The sequence below is a fragment of the Arthrobacter sp. UM1 genome (assembly GCF_020483305.1).
GTDB lineage: Bacteria > Actinomycetota > Actinomycetes > Actinomycetales > Micrococcaceae > Falsarthrobacter.
The window spans coordinates 199126-216405 of the sequence record NZ_JACWAB010000003.1 but is presented as its reverse complement, the minus strand read 5'-3'; the positions used below and the strand labels follow the sequence as shown (position 1 = coordinate 216405).

Sequence of the window (17280 nt, the reverse complement as noted above, 5' to 3'; positions counted from 1 at the left end):
GAATGAACCGCACCGTCAAGGCAGCCGCTCCCGCCGCCGCCGTCCTCGTCGCCCTCCTCGCCACCGGCTGCACGGAGAACAAGAAGGCCGAAGCCGGGGACAAGGCCGTCCAGGTGGCCAGCACCCAGGACGAGTGCCGGCTGTCCTCCACCACCGGCCAGTCCGGCGCTCTGACGTTCAACGTCAAGAACGAGGGAACCCAGGTCACCGAGTTCTACCTGCTCGCAGAGGACGGGCTCCGGATCCTCGGCGAGGTGGAGAACATCGGCCCGGGCCTCAGCCGCGAGCTCACGGTGCACGTTCCGGCCGGAAAGTACACCACGGCGTGCAAGCCGGGCATGGTCGGTCAGGGCATCCGCGGCCAGTTCACCGTGGAGAAGTCCGCCAACGAGCCCACTGCGAGCGCTGACGACCAGAAGCTCATCCAGACGGCCACGGCCAACTACGCGGCCTATGTGAGGGAGCAGACGGACCAGCTCGTCGCGGGCACGGAGAAGTTCGCGGAGGCCTACGCCGCGGGCCGGGACGAGGAGGCGCGCTCGCTCTACGCCTCGACGCGCATGCACTGGGAGCGGATCGAGCCCGTGGCCGAGTCCTTCGGGGACCTCGACCCGATGCTGGACGCCCGCGAGGCGGACCTCGAGAAGGGCCAGGAGTGGACCGGATGGCACCGCGCGGAGAAGGACCTCTGGGCGCCCAAGGGGTTCACGCCGCAGGGCCCGGCTGAGCGCAAGAAGCTGGCGGACAAGCTCGTGGCGGACACCAAGGACCTCGCCGAGCGTACCAAGAAGGTCACCTTCACCGCAGACCAGCTCTCCAACGGCGCCAAGACCCTCCTCGACGAGGTCGCCTCCGGCAAGGTCACGGGCGAGGAGGAGGCCTTCAGCCACACGGACCTCTGGGACTTCCAGGGCAACCTCGACGGCGCCAAGGTGGCCTACGAGGAGCTCCGCCCGCTGCTCGCCAAGCGGAATCCCGAGCTCGCCCAGCAGCTGGACTCCCGCTTCAAGGCGACGCAGGCCGAGCTGGACAAGCACAAGTCCGGCCAGGGCTGGGTCTCCTACGAGAAGCTGAGCAAGGAAGACGTCAAGGCGCTCTCCGTGAGCGTGGACGGGCTGGCCGAGCCGCTCTCCAAGCTGACCAAGGAGGTCGTCGCCAAGTGACATCGCGTGATCCCCGCCAGGGCTCCGCGCCCGCTGAGGGCGGCTCCCGCCCCGAGGAAGGGCGCCGCGGCGTCAGCCGTCGCGGCCTCTTCACCGCGGCCGGGGTGACCGGCGCGGCCGTTGCCGGCGGATTCGCCGTGCACGCCGCGGACGAGGCTGCTGCGAGAAAGCGCGAGGCCTCTCAGGCGCCCGCCGTGGTCCCCTTCCGCGGGCACCACCAGGCGGGGATCACGACGGCGGCGCAGGACCGCCTCCACATGGCCGCGTTCGACGTGGTGACGAAGTCACGTGCGGACCTCATCCTCCTGCTCAAGGAGTGGACCGAGGCCGCGGAGAAGATGACCCAGGGCTACACGCTGGGGGACGGGAGCGAGTCCTACGCGGCGCCGCCGGAGGACACGGGGGAGGCCAGGGGGCTCACGGCCGCGAACCTCACCATCACCTTCGGGTTCGGCCGCAGCCTCTTCGAGAAGGGCTTCCTCGGCATCCGGGACAAGATGCCGGCGGCCCTGGAGAAGCTTCCGCACTTCCCGAACGACAAGCTGGACCCGGCCCGCTCTGACGGGGACATCGTGGTCCAGGCCTGCGCGGACGATCCGCAGGTGGCCGTCCACGCGATCCGGAACCTCGCCCGCATCGGCTTCTCCACCGTGGCTGTGCGGTGGTCTCAGCTGGGGTTCGGGCGCACGGCCTCGACCTCCTCGGCTCAGGCCACGCCCCGGAACCTGTTCGGCTTCAAGGACGGCACCGCGAACCTGAAGTCCGAGGACGCGCAGCAGGTTGAGGACCACGTCTGGGTCAAGCGCGGCGCGGACGCGGCGGCCGAGTGGATGGCAGGCGGCACCTACATGGTGGCCCGGCGGATCCGGATGCACATCGAGATCTGGGACCGGACCTCCCTCCAGGAGCAGGAGGCCTCCGTGGGGAGGACCAAGACGGAGGGCGCCCCGCTCTCCGGCGGGCACGAGTTCTCCGAGCCGGACTTCGCCATGAAGGGCAAGGACGGGCCGCTCGTGCCCGCGGACTCGCATGTGCGCCTCTCCCATCCGCACGCCAACAAGGGCGTCCGGATGCTGCGCCGCGGCTACAACTACACGGACGGCTCAGACGGGCTCGGGCGGCTGGACGCGGGGCTGTTCTTCATCGCCTTCGTCGTCGACCCCCGCACGCACTTCACGCCGATGCAGATGCAGCTCTCCTCCAAGGACCGGATGCACGTGGAGTACCTGCAGCACGTGGCCTCGGGTCTCTATGCGGTGCCGCCGGGCGCCAAGCCCGGCGAGTACGTGGGGCAGGGGCTCTTCGCCTAGGCGGCGCGTCAGCGGAAGTTGACGAACTGGAGGTCCACGTCGAGGTCCGCGCCCTTGAGGAGCGCGATGGTCTCCTGGAGGTCGTCGCGGGACTTCGAGGTGACGCGGAGCTCGTCGCCCTGGATCTGGGCCTTGACGGACTTCGGCGCCTCGTCCCGGATCATCTTGCTCACCTTCTTGGCCACGTCCTGCGCGATGCCCTCCTTGATGGAGCACTCGATCCGGTACTCCTTGCCGGAGGCGAAGGGCTCGCCGGCATCGAGGGACTTCAGGGAGATCCCGCGCTTGACGAGCTTCGACTGGAACACGTCGAGCGCCGCCTTGGCGCGCTCCTCGGAGTTGGCCTTGACGAGGATCTTCTCGCCGGAGAAGTCCACGTCCGCGCCCACGCCCTTGAAGTCGTAGCGCTGCGCGATCTCCTTCTGCGCCTGGTTGAGCGCGTTCGCCACCTCCTGCTTGTCCACCTTGCTCACGATGTCGAACGTGGAATCGCTGGCCATGGATGCCTCCTGTGCTCGTGCGTGCGCCGCGGCGGCGGCCGGGCGGTGTCGTGCCGCCAGTCTACTGGGATCGGGGGAGAGGAGGACGACGACGCCGGTGCCGCCCGCCCGGAGCCGAGAGGCACGGGATTCGCGGCAGAGGGGCGACTCGTGTAAAGTTGTCGTGTTGCCTGTTCGCGGGCGCTGGTTCTCCAGCGCGTGTGAAGCGGCCACGGGGCAGATTACCCGAGCGGCCAAAGGGGGCTGACTGTAAATCAGCTGGCATTGCCTACGGGGGTTCGAATCCCTCATCTGCCACCACGGAGACCGCGTTCCGGAGAGATCCGGAGCGCGGTCTTTTCTGTTGCCTGACCACCTGGCGGACATAGGGATGACGAAAGTTATGCCATGCAAGCGAGTGTCTTATATAGTCAGGTCATGACCATCGCCGCTCCCGTCACCGATCCCGAGCCGGACCCGGTTGCCGCCGTTCCGCTTGCCGTCATCAAGGCCCCGCCTGCACCGAGCGGGCGGCCGTCTCTGGATGAGGACCCGGTCATGCCGCCGGACGCGGACGTCGCGGACAAGATCCTGGCGGAGGAGCTGCGCAAGGGGCTGAGGGACGCCACCTACCTGCTCCGCAGCATGGACGGGAAGTACCGGCTCACGGCGGCTCGTGTCAGCCTCCTCGCCCTCGTGGTCCACGCGCCGCAGCGGGTCAGCGCGCTGGCCCGCGAGCTGGCGATTCGGGTTCCCAGTGTCACCGAGCAGGTGATCTGCCTGGAGAGGGACGGCCTGGTAGACCGCCACCCGGACCCCACGGACTCGCGGGCCGTCCTCGTGGCCATCACGCAGTTCGGCAAGAAGATCCTGGAAGAGGAGCTCGAGGTCCGGACCCGGTCCCTGGCCCATCGCCTCGCCGGGCTCACCAAGGAGGAGAAGCGCTCGCTCGGACGGGGCCTTCGGGTGCTCACCAAGCTCATCCACGAGTCGCCGTCCGTCTGAGGCGGCCGCGGCCGGTACCGTGGGCACATGAGCACCGTTGACCTCACTGAAGCACAGTTCTCCGAGACGCTGGAGAAGAACGGCATCGTCCTCGTGGACTTCTGGGCGGGCTGGTGCGGGCCATGCCGCCAGTTCGCCCCGGTGTATGAGAAGGTCTCCGAGAACCACCCGGACGTCGTGTTCGGCAAAGTGGACACTGAGGCTGAGCAGCGCTTGGCCGCGATGGCCGGCATCACCTCGATCCCCACGCTCATGGCGTTCCGGGACAAGATCCTCGTGTTCTCGCAGCCCGGCGCCCTCCCGGCCCCGGCCCTCGAGGACCTCATCTCACAGGTGAAGGGCCTCGACATGGACCAGGTCCGCAAGGACATGGCCGAGCAGGCGGAGAAGCCCCAGGAGGGCTGAGACCCGGGCGCCTGAGCCAGCCCCAAAACCGCTGAGCCCGCTCCAGGAGCCCCTCGGCTGGCCGGCCCGTCCGGGCGCGAGGCGGTGGATCCGCGCGGTCTCAGCGCCCGCGATGGTCTTCCGGGGCCAGCCGCGGCCCATAGGCCTGCTTGCGGATCGGGCGGGAGAAGATCACCCGGACCACGCGCTGGCGCTGCCCGTCGAAGGGCCGGAGCAGGTGCAGCATGCCGTCGTCGTCCACTCGCCGCCCGATGAGCGCCTGGCCCACGAGGTGCGCCACATGGTAGTCGCCCACGGACACGGCGTCCTTCGCCGCGTGCGTCCGCTGGACGGTCTCCGCGGCCGTCCACGGGCCGACGCCGGGCAGGTGCTGGAGGCGGGCGTAGGCAGTCCGCTCGTCGGCTTCGCCCAGCGTGCCGAGGCCTGAGGCCCGTGCGGCCTCCATCGCCGTCGTCGCCCTGGAGCGGTCCACGCGCGCGGCGTGCCAGTCCCACGAGCTGATTCGCCGCACCTGCTCGGGTGCGAGCGGAAGCCGCAGCCACGGCGGCGCGGTTCCGTTCTCCGCGCCCGGAGCCGGATCCCCGAAGCGGCGGGTCAGGCTCGCGTAGGCGTTGAGGGCCTCTTCGGCGGTCACCTTCTGGCCGAGGATCGCGGGGAACAGGGCGTCCCACATGCGCCCGCTGGCGGGGGAGGCGAGGCCCGGGTGCAGCCGCCGCAGTGAGGCGAGCCGTTCGGGGAGGCGGGGGAGGACGTGCTCGTCGAAGTCGCTCCAGTCGTCCTCGAGGCCGAGCAGGGCCGGGGATCCGTCGAGGGCGGCCTGTGCGCCGGGCCCCCATGCGCCCACGGCCACGCTCCGGCCTCGCTGGAGCACGCGGAGGGTCGTCGGGCCCTCCGGAGTGCGGAACGCGAGCCAGGTGCCGTAGCGGGAGCCCACGAGCGCCGTCGGATCGTACGGGCCGTTGCGCAGGGCGCGCAGGACCCTGTCCGCGGAGTGGCCCGCCGGAACGGCGAGCTCGCGGGAGAGCGGCTTCACGTGGGCCTTTCGGAAAGGAGGGCAGGGGCAGATGCCTAGACTAGAGGAGTGAAGTACGCGGATTCTGTTCTCGACCTCATCGGCAACACCCCGCTCGTGCGGCTCAACTCGGTCGCGGAGGGGGTGCAGGCCACGGTCCTCGCCAAGCTGGAGTACCTCAACCCCGGCGGCAGCGTGAAGGACCGCATCGCGGCGGCGCTCGTGGACAGCGCTGAGAAGTCGGGGCGCCTCAGGCCGGGCGGGACCATCGTGGAGCCCACGAGCGGCAACACGGGCGTGGGTCTCGCCATGGTGGCCCAGGCGCGCGGCTACGGGATGGTCTGCGTGACGCCGGACAAGGTCGGCGAGGAGAAGCGGGACACCCTGCGCGCGTACGGCGCCCGCGTGGCTCTCGTGTCCAGCTCCGTGCCGCCGGAGTCGGAGGAGTCCTACTACGGCGTCTCGGACGCGCTCGCCCGGGAGATCGAGGGCGGGTTCAAGCCGGACCAGTTCAACAACCCCGCCGCGCCGCAAGCCCACTACGAGACCACGGGCCCCGAGATCTGGCGGGACACCGAGGGGAAGATCACCCACCTCGTCGCCGGAGCGGGCACGGGAGGAACCGTGACCGGCACCGGGCGGTACCTCAAGGAGGTCTCCGCGGACCGGGAGGGCGGCCCGGTCACGGTCATCGTGGCGGACCCGGAGGGAAGCGTGTACTCCGGCGGGTCGGGCAAGCCCTACTTCGTCGAGGGCGTCGGCGAGGACATGTGGCCCGCGAACTATGACACCGAGGTCCCCGACGAGGTCCACGCGGTGACCGACGCCGAGGCGTTCGAGATGACCCGCCGCCTCGCCAAGGAGGAGGGCCTGCTCGTCGGCGGGTCCTCGGGCATGGCCGTGGCGGGGGCCCTCAAGGCGGCCAAGACGCTTCCGGCGGACGCCGTCGTCGTCGTCATCCTGCCGGACTCCGGGCGCGGGTACCTGGGCAAGGTCTTCAACGACGAGTGGATGGCCGAGCGCGGCTTCCCCGTCGAGCGCGGCGAGTCGCTGCCTCGTGTGCCCGGGCTCATCGCCACGGGCGCCGAGGACGGCGGGACCCCGCGCGAGGCAGAGGCGGCGGCCCGGGACAGCCTGCGGGCCGCGGCAGCCGGTTCTGTGAGCGTGCCGTCGGCGGCCACGGTCGGCGAGGCGCTCGACGCTGCGGAGTCGGCCGGCCGCGGGGGCGTCGTCGTCGGCCCGGAGGCCCTGCCCGCCGCACTCGGCGAGATGCGGGCCGTGCTTGCCGCGGACGATCTCCGGAGGGCCCTGCTCGCCGGGACAGCGGAGCGCGGCACCCTCCTCGCCGAGGCGCTCGCGGACGCAGTGCTCGACGGCGCTCCGGTCCTCGTCGGCACGGGCCAGGGCCCCCGCGTCCTGGCGGAGAGGCTGGGCGAGAACGGCGTCGTCGCGCTGGCGGAGGACGGGCGCGTGCTCGGCGCTGTCACGTCCGCCGAAGCGCTCCCGGCGCTGCGGGCCTGAGCGCGCCGGCGCCGAGAGCCGCATCACGGTGCGGCATAAACCCGGCCCGAGGCCGGTTGCACGGAGAAGAGCGCCGGAAACAGGCATTCGGAACAGTTGTTCGCGCCGTGTGCGCGGAAGGAGTGATGTCATGACTGACGAGGTCAAGTCCCAGCGCCCCGAGGGCGAGGCGGCGGAGGCGGCCGAGGGCTTCGCCACCCTGGCCATCCACGCCGGCCAGGAGTTCGAGCCGGTGACGGGAGCGGTGGTGCCGCCCGTGCACTTCAGCTCGACGTACGCGCAGGACGGGATCGGCGGGCTTCGCAGCGGCTACGAGTACGGACGCGGCACCAACCCCACCCGCAACTCCCTCCAGACGCAGCTCGCGGCGCTCGAGGGCGGGGCGATGGCGCTCAGCTTCGGATCCGGCCTCGCCGCGGAGGACGCCCTCCTGCGGGCCCTGATGCGGCCTGGCCAGAAGGTGGTCCTCGGCAATGACGCGTACGGCGGAACGTACCGCCTCATCTCCAAGATCCTCGGGCCCTGGGGCATCGAGAACCAGCCCGTGGACATGGCGGACCTGGACGCCGTGCGCGCCGCGGTGAACTCGGGCGACGTCCCGCTGCTCTGGGTGGAGACGCCCTCGAATCCGCTCATGAAGGTCTCGGACATTGCGGCGCTCGCGGAGATCGCGCATGAGGCAGGGGCGCTCCTCGTGGTGGACAACACGTTCGCCTCGCCGTACCTGCAGAAGCCGCTCTCCCTCGGAGCGGACATCGTGGTCCACTCGACCACGAAGTACATCGGAGGCCACTCCGACGTCGTCGGCGGCGCCGTCGTGGCCAAGGACGCCGAGGTGGGGGAGAAGATCCAGTTCCTCCAGTTCGCAGCCGGCGGCGTGTCCAGCCCGATGGACGCCTTCCTCACCACGCGCAGCCTCAAGACGCTCGCGGTGCGCATGGAGCGGCACAGCGACAACGCCGAGCGCGTCGCCGAGTACCTCTCCGGCCGGGACGAGGTCTCCGCGGTGCTGTACCCGGGGCTGCCGGACCATCCCGGCCACGACCTGGCGGCGCGGCAGATGAAGCGGTTCGGCGGCATGGTCTCCGTGCGGTTCAAGGGCGGAGAGGCCGCGGCGCGGCGCTTCACCGAGGCCACGCGCGTCTTCACGCTCGCGGAGTCGCTGGGCGGCATCGAGTCGCTCGTCAACTACCCGTCTGAGATGACTCACGCCTCTGTCAAGGGCACCGAGCTGGAGGTTCCGGCGGACCTGGTGCGCCTCAGCGTGGGAATCGAGGACGTCGAGGACATCCTGGCCGATCTCGAGCAGGCCCTCCAGGCGGCCGCCCAGGGCTGAGCGGCTGGGCTCCTCCGAGCCGGACGGCCAGCCTGGCTGTGCCTCGGTCGGCCGCCCTCGCCGGGCCGTCTGGCCGTGAACGGCGGCACGGGCCGCGTAAGCGGGTGCGAACGGGTGCGAACGGGTCTCTGTGGAGGCCGTTCGCACCCGTTTTCGTCACTGCACCCGGTTTCAGGTGAAAACACCCGTTTCCGAGCGCTTTTTTGAGCAGAAGCGGGTGTGGATCGGCCTAGGCGCACGGAAGCGGGTGTGACTGCCAGCGGACGGTCGATCCGTTGCGCGAAAGCGGCGCCAAAAGGGGAACGCAGGGGGCCGCAGGGCGACGATGTGGGGCGGCATCTCAGGCACTGTCTCACGTCTTGCGTGTGCCCCGGCAAGGCATCGGCTACGGGTGTGATCCGCTCTCTGTCAGAAGCGATTGCACCCTGTTTCGCCACTGCACCCTGTTCTAGGTGAAAACACCCGTTTCCGAGCAGGTTTTTGAGCAGAAACGGGTGTGGATCGGCCTGGGCGCACGGAAACGGGTGTGGATCGGCCTGGGCGCGCGGAAGCGGGCGTGATTGCGCCCCGCCTCAGCCCCGGCGGGCCCCGCCCCCGCGGAGAGTCCGGGCGGCCCTGGACGTGGCTCGGGCATAGCCGCGCAGCCTCTGCCGGCGGGGCTCGACGCGCTGGAAGAAGGCGCCGCTCGAGGGCATCCAGACGAGGAGCAGTCCCACCGCGCCGAGCACGGCCAGGACGAGGAACGGCATGAGGCGCCGCCAGACGTAGAGCATGACGAGGATCGCCGTGAGGTACGTGAGGGTGGTCCGGGCCGAGCGCTTGCCGCGGGAGGCACGCCACACCTCGATGGCCACGATGACCGCCCCGGCCGCGAGCGTCCCGCCGATGACCGCGGCGATGCCGGCCTCCGCGCCCGTGAACGCGTCGCCGAAGAGGGTGTTGGCGGCCACGCCGAGCAGGGCGAGATCCAGCAGCAGGTAGACGAGAAGGCCCGTGGTCAGCGTGAACGGGCGGTCCGTGATCTTCGGCATAGACCCATTCTCCCGGAGCTCCGGGGCTCGTGCGAATCGCCGCAGCCCGGTAGACTGGTGTCCGTACCGGTTTTCCTCCCTTGCGTGTGGAAACGTTCACGATTCGCCTTGGCGGTCCGCGCACTTCACGGCCGCCCACCCCATGTGAGGCGAAATGCTCTTCAACGTCCTGCCCAATTCTTGAGGCAGGAGTGACTCCTGTGTGTGCCCCGTACGTGTGTGGCGGGCAGAGCTGTCGAGGGAACCGGGTGATGATGAGCGCGAGCGTGATGGGTTGCTCGCGCGCCCACCCCCACTGAAAGCAGACAGCCTTGCCTTCTGACCAGTCCTTTGACGTGCCCTCTGACCGGAACGACGACGCCGGGTCCTCCGCCGTCGAGCCCTCGTCGGCTCCGGAGTCCTCGCCTGCACAGACGCCTGCAGAGGCGGCCGCGCAGAGCACCGAGACCTCCCCCTCCGCCGAGGCGGCAACGACCGAGACGACCAAGACCGAGTCGGCAAACGCCGATGCGTCGAAGAGCGCCGACCGCGCCCAGGGCGAGGTCCTCTTCACGGATCTCGACCTGGACGCACACGTCCTCGCCGCCCTCAAGGACGTCGGCTACGAGAAGCCGTCCCCGATCCAGGCCGCCACGATCCCCACGCTGCTTGAGGGCCGGGACGTCGTCGGCCTCGCGCAGACGGGCACCGGAAAGACCGCCGCGTTCGCGCTCCCGGTCCTCTCGAAGCTCGCCGAGCTGGCCGAGGTCAACGGCCGGGACTCCGCCACGCGGGTGCTCGTCCTCGCTCCTACGCGCGAGCTCGCCCTCCAGGTGGCCGAGGCGTTCACGTCCTACGCCAAGCACATGGACTCCTTCTCCGTGCTGCCGGTCTACGGCGGATCGGCCTACGGCCCGCAGCTCGCGGGTCTGCGCCGCGGCGCGCAGGTCGTCGTCGGCACCCCCGGCCGTGTGATCGACCACCTCGAGAAGGGCTCGCTCGACCTCTCGCAGCTGAGCTACCTCGTCCTCGACGAGGCGGACGAGATGCTCCGGATGGGCTTCGCGGACGACGTCGAGCGGATCCTCGCCGACACCCCGGCGGACAAGCAGGTGGCCCTCTTCTCGGCCACGATGCCGCGCCAGATCCGCAAGATCGCCCAGCAGTACCTCAACGACCCGGCCGAGATCACGGTCAAGTCCGAGACCCGCACCGCCGCGAACATCCGCCAGCGCTACGTCCAGGTCATGGGCCCGCGGAAGCTGGATGCCATGACCCGCATCCTCGAGACGGAGGAGTCCGAGGGCATCATCGCGTTCGTCCGGACCAAGATGGCCACGGAGGACCTCGCGGACAAGCTCAAGGCCCGCGGCTACCAGGCGGCGGCCATCAACGGCGACATCCCGCAGCAGCAGCGCGAGCGCACGGTTGAGGCGCTGCGCGAGGGCAAGATCGACATCCTCGTGGCCACGGACGTGGCGGCGCGCGGCCTCGACGTGGAGCGCATCAGCCACGTCTTCAACTACGACATCCCGCATGACACCGAGTCCTACGTCCACCGCATCGGCCGCACGGGCCGCGCTGGCCGCAGCGGCGATGCGATCCTCTTCATGACGCCGCGGGAGAAGTACCTCCTTCGCTCGATCGAGCGCGCCACGAAGTCCACGGTGGAGCAGATGGAGCTCCCGAGCGTGGAGCACGTCAACAGCCGCCGCCTGGCCCGCTTCGCGGACCAGATCACGACGACGCTGGCCACGGAGGACCTCGACGTCTTCCGCGAGCTCGTCGCCGAGTACGACAAAGAGAACGAGGCGACCCCGCTCGAGGTCGCCGCGGCCCTGGCCTTCATGGCGCAGGGCGGCCGCCCGCTCCTTCTCGAGGAGCCTCCGATGCCTCCGGCCAAGCAGGCCCGCATGGGCAAGGACGGCAAGTTCAAGGACGGCATGAACTCTCGCGGCCCGTCGCGTGCGGTCACGGAGGGCAACGCCACGTACCGCATTGCCGTCGGCCGCCGGGACCGGGTCATGCCGGGCTCCATCGTCGGTGCGATCGCCAACGAGGGCGGCCTGACCGCCGCGCAGATCGGCGGCATCGACATCCGCAGCGACCACAGCCTCGTGGAGCTCCCGGCCGATCTCACGCCGGAGCAGATGGAGACGCTGAGCCACACGCGCATCGCCGGGCGTCGCATCCACCTCGAGCTGGACACCGGCCGCCGCCCCCGCCGCGAGCGGGGCGACGACGACCGCCGGGGCCCGCGCCAGGACCGCCGCTTCGAGGACCGTCCGCGTCGGGACGACCGCGGCGACCGCGGCGGCCGCTTCGGCGACGACCGACCGCGCCGGGACGACCGGGACCGCGGCGGACGGGGAGGCTGGGACCGGCGCGACGACCGGCGCGACGACCGTCGGGGCGAGCGCCGGGATGACCGCGGCTGGGACCGCGGCCCGCGCCACGACCGCCGGGACGACCGCCGCGATGATCGGGGCGGCCGGGGCTTCGGCGGCCGTGACGGAGGCTTCGGGCGCGACGGCGGTCGCGGCGACTCCCGGGGCCACGCCAAGTCGGGTCGCAAGCCCCGCTGGTAGGCCGCGATCGGGCCGAACCATAGGGAACGCCCGATTTTGTGTCCACCTGCTTCGCTGGTAAAGTTGGTGGACGTTGCCCCCGTAGCTCAGTGGTAGAGCGCCATCTTGGTAAGATGGAGGTCACGGGATCGATTCCCGTCGGGGGCTCTGAACAGCGCATCGTCGTCGGCGTCCTGCACGCCCGCCGTGAGCGTGCTGTTCGTGGCGGTGTAGCTCAGCTGGTTAGAGCGCACGACTCATAATCGTGAGGTCGGGGGATCGAGCCCCCCCACCGCTACAGACAAGGCCCGGAGTCCTGTGGGATTCCGGGCCTTTCGCGTGTCCGGCCCGCTGCGATCCGGACGCCGGGCGGCCCCAGGGCGGGCGATACAGTGGAGTCCATGAGCATCAACGAGTCCCTCGTCGGCCGGACGTACCCGGCTGCGGAGAGCTTCGTCGTCGGCCGCGAGTCCGTCCGGGACTTCGCACGGGCCGTCAAGGCGACGCATCCCGCGCACACAGACCTTGAGGCGGCGCGAGCGCTGGGCCACGCCGATCTCGTGGCCCCGCCCACCTACGCCATCATCCCGGCGCAGCGCGCGGAGGCCCGCATGGTGCTGGACCCGGACTCGGGCATCGACTACTCCCGCGTGGTCCACGCCGAGCAGTCGTTCGAGCTGGAGCGGCCCATCGTCGCGGGGGACGAGCTCTTCGCCGAGCTCGTCGTGGACTCGGTCCGCGTCATGGGCGCGGGCGCCATGGTCACCACGAAGGCCCACCTGACGGATGCGAGCGGCGCCAAGGTCGGCGTGACCACGTCCTCCATCCTGGTCCGCGCAGAGGAGGCAGGCGCATGAGCATCCCGCAGATGAAGGACCTCGAGGTCGGACAGGAGATCGGAAGCCGGGAGGTCACGGTGACGCGGGCGGAGCTCGTCCGCTACGCGGGGGCCTCCGGGGACTTCAACCCGATCCACTGGAACAACGACTTCGCGGTGAGCGTGGACCTGCCCGGCGTCATCGCCCACGGCATGTTCACGTTCGGCGCGGCGAGCGCCCTCGTGGGCGAGTGGGCCGGGGACCCGGGCCGGATCCTTCGGTACTCCACCCGCTTCTCCAAGCCCGTCCCGGTCGAGGACACCACCGGCACGGACGAGCCCGGCGCAGTGCTCACGGTCACGGGCAAGATCGGCGCCCTGGACGAGGACGCCCGGACGGCCCGCGTGGACCTGACCGTCGCCAACGGCTCGCAGAAGGTGCTCATGAAGACCCAGGCCGTGGTCCGGGTGGACGCATGATGCCTCCCAAGGAGGGCCAGCCGGTCGAGCAGACCCTGGCCGGCCTCACGACCCTCGGGATCGGCGGTCCCGCGAAGCGCCTCATCACCGCGGACTCGGAGCAGGCGGTCATCGAGGCGCTCACCCTGGCCGACGACGCCGGAGACCCCGTCCTCGTCCTCGGCGGCGGCTCGAACGTCGTCGTCTCGGACGACGGCTTCGACGGAACGGTGGTCCACATCGCCTCCCGCGGCCTCGAGATCCCCGAGGGGGACGAGACCTGCGGAGGCGTGCTCGTCACGGCCCAGGCGGGCCACCCGTGGGACGAGGTGGTCCTCGCCACCCTCGAGGCCGGCCTCCGCGGCCTGGAGACGCTCTCCGGCATCCCCGGCTCCACGGGCGCCACGCCGGTGCAGAACGTCGGGGCGTACGGCACCGAGGTGGCGTCCCTCATCCACTCCGTCCGCACGTGGGACCGCGAACGGCGTGCCGTGAAGACGTTCACGGCTTCGGAGCTCGAGTTCTCCTACCGGGACTCGCTGCTCAAGCGCTCCACCGTCAACGGCAGCCCCCGCTACGTGGTCCTCTCCGTGACGTTCCAGCTGCTGCACGGCACGCGCCCCTCCGAGTTCCGCTACGCGGAGCTGGCGCGGCGCATGGAGGAGATCGCCGGCGGGAATGCGACGACGGCGGACGTGCGCGCCGCCGTGCTCGAGCTCCGCTCGGGCAAGGGCATGGTCCTCAACCCGCAGGACCGGGACACCTTCTCCACGGGATCGTTCTTCACGAACCCGATCGTGCCCGAGGCGACGGCCGCGCTCCTGCCCGAGGACGCCCCGCGCTTCCCCGCGGGGGAGGGCATGGTCAAGCTCTCGGCGGCATGGCTCATCGACCACGCGGGCTTCGGCAAGGGCTACGGCCTTCAGGAGGGCCGGGACGTGGCAGGCGGCCGTGCCTCCCTGTCCACGAAGCACACCCTCGCCATCACCAACCGCGGCGAGGCCTCGAGCGACGACGTCCTGGCCATCGCCCGGGCCGTGCGGGACGGCGTCGAGGAGCGCTTCGGGGTGCGCCTGCACAACGAGCCGGTCTTCATCAACACGCAGCTCTAGACACCGCAGAACGAAGACGGCCGCGGCGCCGGCCCCTCAGGGGGCCGGCGCCGCGGCCGTCTTGCGGTTGTGCCTGCTGAGGCGCTCGTCCGCCTGTGCGCTCTAGAGCGTCCCGAGCGCGATCTTGAGCATGCGGCGCAGCGGCTCCGCGGCGCCCCAGAGGAGCTGGTCGCCCACCGTGAACGCCGAGATGTACTCGGGTCCCATGGCGAGCTTCCGGACGCGGCCCACCGGGATGTCCAGCGATCCGGTGACCGCCACCGGCGTGAGGCGCGCCATCGTCTCCTCCTTCGTGTTCGGCACGAAGAAGCCCCACTCGTTGTCCTCGTCGATGATCTGGGCGATCTCGTCGAGCGGCACGTCCCGGGTGAGCTTGAGTGTGACGGCCTGGGAGTGGCTGCGCATGGCGCCGATCCGCACGCAGAGCCCGTCGAAGGGGATCTCGGCCCCGGACGTGCGGCCGAGGATCTTGTTTGTCTCGACGCCGCCCTTCCACTCCTCCTTGGACATGCCGTCGCCGAGGTCTGCGTCGATCCAGGGGATGACGGAGCCGGCGAGCGGCACGCCGAACTGAGCGGAGTCGAGACCGCCGCGCTGCGTCTGGAGGACCTTCCGGTCGATCTCGAGGATCGCCGAGGCCGGGTCCTCGAGCTCCTGCGCCACAGCGCCGTGGAGGTCCCCGAACTGGGTCAGGAGCTCGCGCATGTGGCGCGCGCCGCCGCCGGAGGCCGCCTGGTACGTCATCGACGTGCCCCACTCCACGAGGCCCTGCTTGAACAGGCCGCCGAGGCCCATGAGCATGCAGGAGACCGTGCAGTTGCCGCCCACGAACTCCTTGACCCCGTTCTTCAGGGCCGTGTCGATGACGGGACGGTTCACGGGGTCCAGGACGATCACGGAGGAGCTCTCCATGCGCAGGGTCGAGGCCGCGTCGATCCAGAGGCCGTCCCAGCCGGCCGCACGCAGCTTCGGGTAGACGGCCTTCGTGTAGTCGCCGCCCTGGGCCGTGACGAGGATCGGCAGCTTCGCGAGCGCGTCCACGTCATAGGCGTCCTGGAGCGCTGAGGCGCCGGCGGCGAAGGAGGGCGCCGGGCCGCCTGCGTTCGAGGTGGAGAAGAAGACCGGGTCGATGCCCTCGAAGTCCCCTTCGCTGCGCATGCGGTCCATGAGCACAGAGCCCACCATGCCGCGCCAGCCGATGAATCCCACGGAAGTCGTCATGAGAGCCAGTCTAGTTTCGCCAGTCCCGGATCCGGTACCGGACCCCGGCGCGGGACTCGTGCCAGCCCCCGGCCGGGTCCTCGGAGACGAGCGTCCACTCGGGTCCGATGCCGGGCGCCGTCGTGTCCCCCTCCGCCTCGAGGTCCAGCTCGGTGACCACGAGCCGATCGGCCCGCGGCATGGCCAGGCGGTAGACGGCTCCGCCGCCGACGATCCAGGCCTCCTCCCCGCCGGGCGAATCCGCAGCGACGGCGAGGGCCTCGTCGAGGGAGGCGACGACGCGGGCGCCGTCGGCCTCGAAGCCCTCGCGGGCGGTGAGGACGATGTTCGTCCGGCCGGAGAACGGGCGGTACGCCGCCGGGATCGACTCCCACGTGCGGCGGCCCATGATGACCGGGTGGCCCGTCGTGGTGCGGACGAAGTGGGCCATGTCCTCGGGGACGTGCCAGGGCATGCCGCCCTCGGCGCCGATGACGCCGTCGCGGGCCTGCGCCCAGATCATCCCGAGGCGCATCAGACAGCCACCGTCCCCGAGATGGCCGGATGGTGCTGGTAGCCGTGGACGGCGAAGTCCTCGAAGCGGTAGTCGAAGATGGAGTCGGGCCTGCGCAGGATCTCCAGCTGGGGGAGCGGGTACGGCTCGCGGGTCAGCTGGAGCTCCACCTGCTCGCGGTGGTTGTCGTAGACGTGGACGTCTCCGCCGGTCCAGACGAAGTCTCCCACGCTGAGGCCGGTCTGCTGGGCCACCATGTGCGTCAGGAGCGCGTAGGACGCGATGTTGAACGGCACGCCGAGGAACATGTCCGCCGAGCGCTGGTACAGCTGGCAGGAGAGGCGGCCGTCTGCCACGTAGAACTGGAAGAGCGCGTGGCAGGGGGGCAGGGCCATCTCGTCGATCTGGGCGGGGTTCCAGGCGGAGACGATGTGCCGGCGGGAATCGGGGTTCGTGCGGATCTGCTCCACGACGCGGGCGATCTGGTCGATCGTCTCGCCGTCCCCGGCGGGCCACGAGCGCCACTGCACGCCGTAGACCGGGCCGAGCTCGCCGTTCTCGTCCGCCCACTCGTTCCAGATGCGCACGCCGTTCTCCTGGAGCCAGCGGACGTTGGAGTCCCCGCGGAGGAACCAGAGGAGCTCCATCGCCACGGACTTGAAGTGGACCCGCTTGGTCGTGATGAGCGGGAAGCCCTCCCCGAGCGGGAAGCGCAGCTGCGCCCCGAACAGGCTCGTGGTGCCGGTGCCGGTGCGGTCCGACTTGTGTGTTCCCTCCTCGAGGACGCGCCTCAGCAGGTCTTCGTACGGGGTGGGCACGGGAGCGAAGTCGCTCATCTCGGGGTCTCCTCTTCGGCGGTGTCGGCTGCCCGGGAACGGCCGTTCCGGGCCGGGGAGGCGGGGACGCGCTGGGGCGAACGGGAGGCGCCGCGGGCGGCGCGGATGTGGTTGGCCACGAGCCCGACGAGCAGGCCCAGGTAGACGATGCCCAGCCACGCGTTGAAGGTCTGCGGCTGCAGCCACCCGAGCACGGCGATGTTGGCGCACATCATGACGAGCAGGAAGGACGCGCGGGCCGGCAGCGGTGCGAGGCGGCGGTTGAGGGAGGGGAGCGCGCGGGGCAGGACCGCGCCGATGACCCAGAACCCGAGCCCCAGCAGGGGGTAGGCGAAGAACGCCAGGGAGTCCCGCCGGACGACCTCCGCGGTGCTGCCGGGGCTGAGCCAGGCGGCCGGCATCGGATCCGCGATGAACGGCCTCAGAACCAGGCCCGCGGCGAGCGCGGCCACGGCGAGGACGCCGGCGGCGCGCAGCCATCGGCGGGTCGAGCGGAGCCTCTCGAGAGGCGTCGTCGGCATGCTGTCGAAGCCT

General features: G+C 70.7%; 17 protein-coding genes and 3 tRNA genes. 13 read left to right on the top strand and 7 right to left on the bottom strand.

The window, feature by feature from the left end; translation table 11 throughout:
* Positions 1-2: 2 nt before the first annotated feature.
* Positions 3-1163 (top strand): iron uptake system protein EfeO, encoded by a 1161-nt coding sequence (gene efeO, locus H9I38_RS06100; RefSeq protein WP_226337869.1) that lies wholly within the window; start codon positions 3-5, stop codon positions 1161-1163.
* Positions 1160-2473: an iron uptake transporter deferrochelatase/peroxidase subunit gene (efeB, locus tag H9I38_RS06095; RefSeq protein WP_226337868.1), complete on the top strand. Its 1314-nt coding sequence runs from the start codon at positions 1160-1162 to the stop codon at positions 2471-2473. The genes efeO and efeB overlap by 4 nt, the downstream gene beginning before the upstream one ends.
* Positions 2474-2481: 8 nt before the next feature.
* Here efeB and H9I38_RS06090 read toward each other — a convergent pair whose 3' ends face one another.
* Positions 2482-2973 carry a YajQ family cyclic di-GMP-binding protein gene (locus H9I38_RS06090; RefSeq protein WP_226337867.1) on the bottom strand — a complete coding sequence of 164 codons (492 nt, stop codon included), beginning with the start codon at positions 2971-2973 and terminating at the stop codon, positions 2482-2484.
* A gap of 215 nt (positions 2974-3188) precedes the next feature.
* Here H9I38_RS06090 and H9I38_RS06085 point away from each other — a divergent pair.
* From H9I38_RS06085 to trxA, 3 genes are all read left to right on the top strand, one after another.
* Positions 3189-3273: transfer RNA gene (locus tag H9I38_RS06085), tRNA-Tyr, on the top strand.
* 117 nt (positions 3274-3390) lie between these two features.
* Positions 3391-3957 (top strand): MarR family winged helix-turn-helix transcriptional regulator, encoded by a 567-nt coding sequence (locus H9I38_RS06080; RefSeq protein ID WP_226337866.1) that lies wholly within the window; start codon positions 3391-3393, stop codon positions 3955-3957.
* A gap of 27 nt (positions 3958-3984) precedes the next feature.
* Positions 3985-4362, top strand: coding sequence for a thioredoxin (trxA, locus tag H9I38_RS06075; RefSeq protein ID WP_226337865.1), 378 nt, complete (start codon positions 3985-3987; stop codon positions 4360-4362).
* Between the two features lie 100 nt (positions 4363-4462).
* Here the strand turns inward: trxA and H9I38_RS06070 are convergent, their stop codons facing one another.
* On the bottom strand, positions 4463-5395 hold the full coding sequence (locus H9I38_RS06070; protein ID WP_226337864.1) for a DNA-3-methyladenine glycosylase family protein: 933 nt from the start codon (positions 5393-5395) through the stop codon (positions 4463-4465).
* 48 nt (positions 5396-5443) lie between these two features.
* Here H9I38_RS06070 and H9I38_RS06065 point away from each other — a divergent pair, with 48 nt between their 5' ends.
* Entirely contained in the window at positions 5444-6895 is a 1452-nt protein-coding gene (locus H9I38_RS06065; protein ID WP_226337863.1) for a pyridoxal-phosphate dependent enzyme, read from the top strand.
* 130 nt (positions 6896-7025) lie between these two features.
* The gene (locus H9I38_RS06060; protein ID WP_226337862.1) at positions 7026-8231 is read left to right on the top strand and encodes a cystathionine gamma-synthase; all 1206 of its coding nucleotides are present in this window, start codon (positions 7026-7028) and stop codon (positions 8229-8231) included.
* A 572-nt stretch (positions 8232-8803) separates the two neighbouring features.
* Here H9I38_RS06060 and H9I38_RS06055 read toward each other — a convergent pair.
* A complete protein-coding gene (locus tag H9I38_RS06055) occupies positions 8804-9262 on the bottom strand; it encodes a hypothetical protein (RefSeq protein WP_226337861.1) in 459 nt (152 codons plus the stop codon).
* A gap of 335 nt (positions 9263-9597) precedes the next feature.
* On the opposite strand from H9I38_RS06055, the gene H9I38_RS06050 reads away from it, so the two are divergent.
* The 6 genes from H9I38_RS06050 (at position 9598) to H9I38_RS06025 (ending at position 14196) form a co-directional block, all read left to right on the top strand.
* Positions 9598-11829, top strand: a complete 2232-nt coding sequence (locus H9I38_RS06050) for a DEAD/DEAH box helicase (protein ID WP_226337860.1) — start codon at positions 9598-9600, stop codon at positions 11827-11829.
* A 75-nt stretch (positions 11830-11904) separates the two neighbouring features.
* Positions 11905-11976, top strand: a tRNA-Thr gene (locus H9I38_RS06045).
* 56 nt (positions 11977-12032) lie between these two features.
* Positions 12033-12106, top strand: a tRNA-Met gene (locus H9I38_RS06040).
* A 103-nt stretch (positions 12107-12209) separates the two neighbouring features.
* Positions 12210-12665 carry a MaoC family dehydratase N-terminal domain-containing protein gene (locus H9I38_RS06035; protein ID WP_226337859.1) on the top strand — a complete coding sequence of 152 codons (456 nt, stop codon included), beginning with the start codon at positions 12210-12212 and terminating at the stop codon, positions 12663-12665.
* The gene (locus H9I38_RS06030; RefSeq protein ID WP_226337858.1) at positions 12662-13105 is read left to right on the top strand and encodes a MaoC/PaaZ C-terminal domain-containing protein; all 444 of its coding nucleotides are present in this window, start codon (positions 12662-12664) and stop codon (positions 13103-13105) included. The genes H9I38_RS06035 and H9I38_RS06030 overlap by 4 nt, the downstream gene beginning before the upstream one ends.
* Positions 13102-14196, top strand: a complete 1095-nt coding sequence (locus tag H9I38_RS06025) for a UDP-N-acetylmuramate dehydrogenase (protein WP_226337857.1) — start codon at positions 13102-13104, stop codon at positions 14194-14196. Before H9I38_RS06030 ends, H9I38_RS06025 begins: the two co-directional genes overlap by 4 nt.
* Positions 14197-14298: 102 nt before the next feature.
* Here H9I38_RS06025 and asd read toward each other — a convergent pair whose 3' ends face one another.
* The 4 genes from asd to H9I38_RS06005 are packed head-to-tail and all read right to left on the bottom strand — an operon-like array spanning position 14299 to position 17267.
* Positions 14299-15417, bottom strand: a complete 1119-nt coding sequence (gene asd / locus H9I38_RS06020; RefSeq protein ID WP_226337856.1) for an aspartate-semialdehyde dehydrogenase — start codon at positions 15415-15417, stop codon at positions 14299-14301.
* A 10-nt stretch (positions 15418-15427) separates the two neighbouring features.
* Positions 15428-15931 carry a dihydrofolate reductase gene (locus H9I38_RS06015; protein ID WP_226337855.1) on the bottom strand — a complete coding sequence of 168 codons (504 nt, stop codon included), beginning with the start codon at positions 15929-15931 and terminating at the stop codon, positions 15428-15430.
* A complete protein-coding gene (locus H9I38_RS06010) occupies positions 15931-16746 on the bottom strand; it encodes a thymidylate synthase (protein ID WP_226337854.1) in 816 nt (271 codons plus the stop codon). The genes H9I38_RS06015 and H9I38_RS06010 overlap by 1 nt, the downstream gene beginning before the upstream one ends.
* The gene (locus tag H9I38_RS06005) at positions 16743-17267 is read right to left on the bottom strand and encodes a hypothetical protein (RefSeq protein WP_226337853.1); all 525 of its coding nucleotides are present in this window, start codon (positions 17265-17267) and stop codon (positions 16743-16745) included. Before H9I38_RS06005 ends, H9I38_RS06010 begins: the two co-directional genes overlap by 4 nt.
* Positions 17268-17280: the final 13 nt, after the last annotated feature.

Coding starts and splice junctions, on each gene's coding strand:
- H9I38_RS06060 (WP_226337862.1), top strand. CDS start 7,026: ATGACTGACGAGGTCAAGTCCCAGCGCCCCGAGGGCGAGGCGGCGGAG.
- H9I38_RS06015 (WP_226337855.1), bottom strand. CDS start 15,931: ATGCGCCTCGGGATGATCTGGGCGCAGGCCCGCGACGGCGTCATCGGC.
- H9I38_RS06080 (WP_226337866.1), top strand. CDS start 3,391: ATGACCATCGCCGCTCCCGTCACCGATCCCGAGCCGGACCCGGTTGCC.
- H9I38_RS06030 (WP_226337858.1), top strand. CDS start 12,662: ATGAGCATCCCGCAGATGAAGGACCTCGAGGTCGGACAGGAGATCGGA.
- H9I38_RS06090 (WP_226337867.1), bottom strand. CDS start 2,973: ATGGCCAGCGATTCCACGTTCGACATCGTGAGCAAGGTGGACAAGCAG.
- H9I38_RS06055 (WP_226337861.1), bottom strand. CDS start 9,262: ATGCCGAAGATCACGGACCGCCCGTTCACGCTGACCACGGGCCTTCTC.
- H9I38_RS06035 (WP_226337859.1), top strand. CDS start 12,210: ATGAGCATCAACGAGTCCCTCGTCGGCCGGACGTACCCGGCTGCGGAG.
- H9I38_RS06025 (WP_226337857.1), top strand. CDS start 13,102: ATGATGCCTCCCAAGGAGGGCCAGCCGGTCGAGCAGACCCTGGCCGGC.
- trxA (WP_226337865.1), top strand. CDS start 3,985: ATGAGCACCGTTGACCTCACTGAAGCACAGTTCTCCGAGACGCTGGAG.
- H9I38_RS06010 (WP_226337854.1), bottom strand. CDS start 16,746: ATGAGCGACTTCGCTCCCGTGCCCACCCCGTACGAAGACCTGCTGAGG.
- H9I38_RS06005 (WP_226337853.1), bottom strand. CDS start 17,267: ATGCCGACGACGCCTCTCGAGAGGCTCCGCTCGACCCGCCGATGGCTG.
- efeO (WP_226337869.1), top strand. CDS start 3: ATGAACCGCACCGTCAAGGCAGCCGCTCCCGCCGCCGCCGTCCTCGTC.
- asd (WP_226337856.1), bottom strand. CDS start 15,417: ATGACGACTTCCGTGGGATTCATCGGCTGGCGCGGCATGGTGGGCTCT.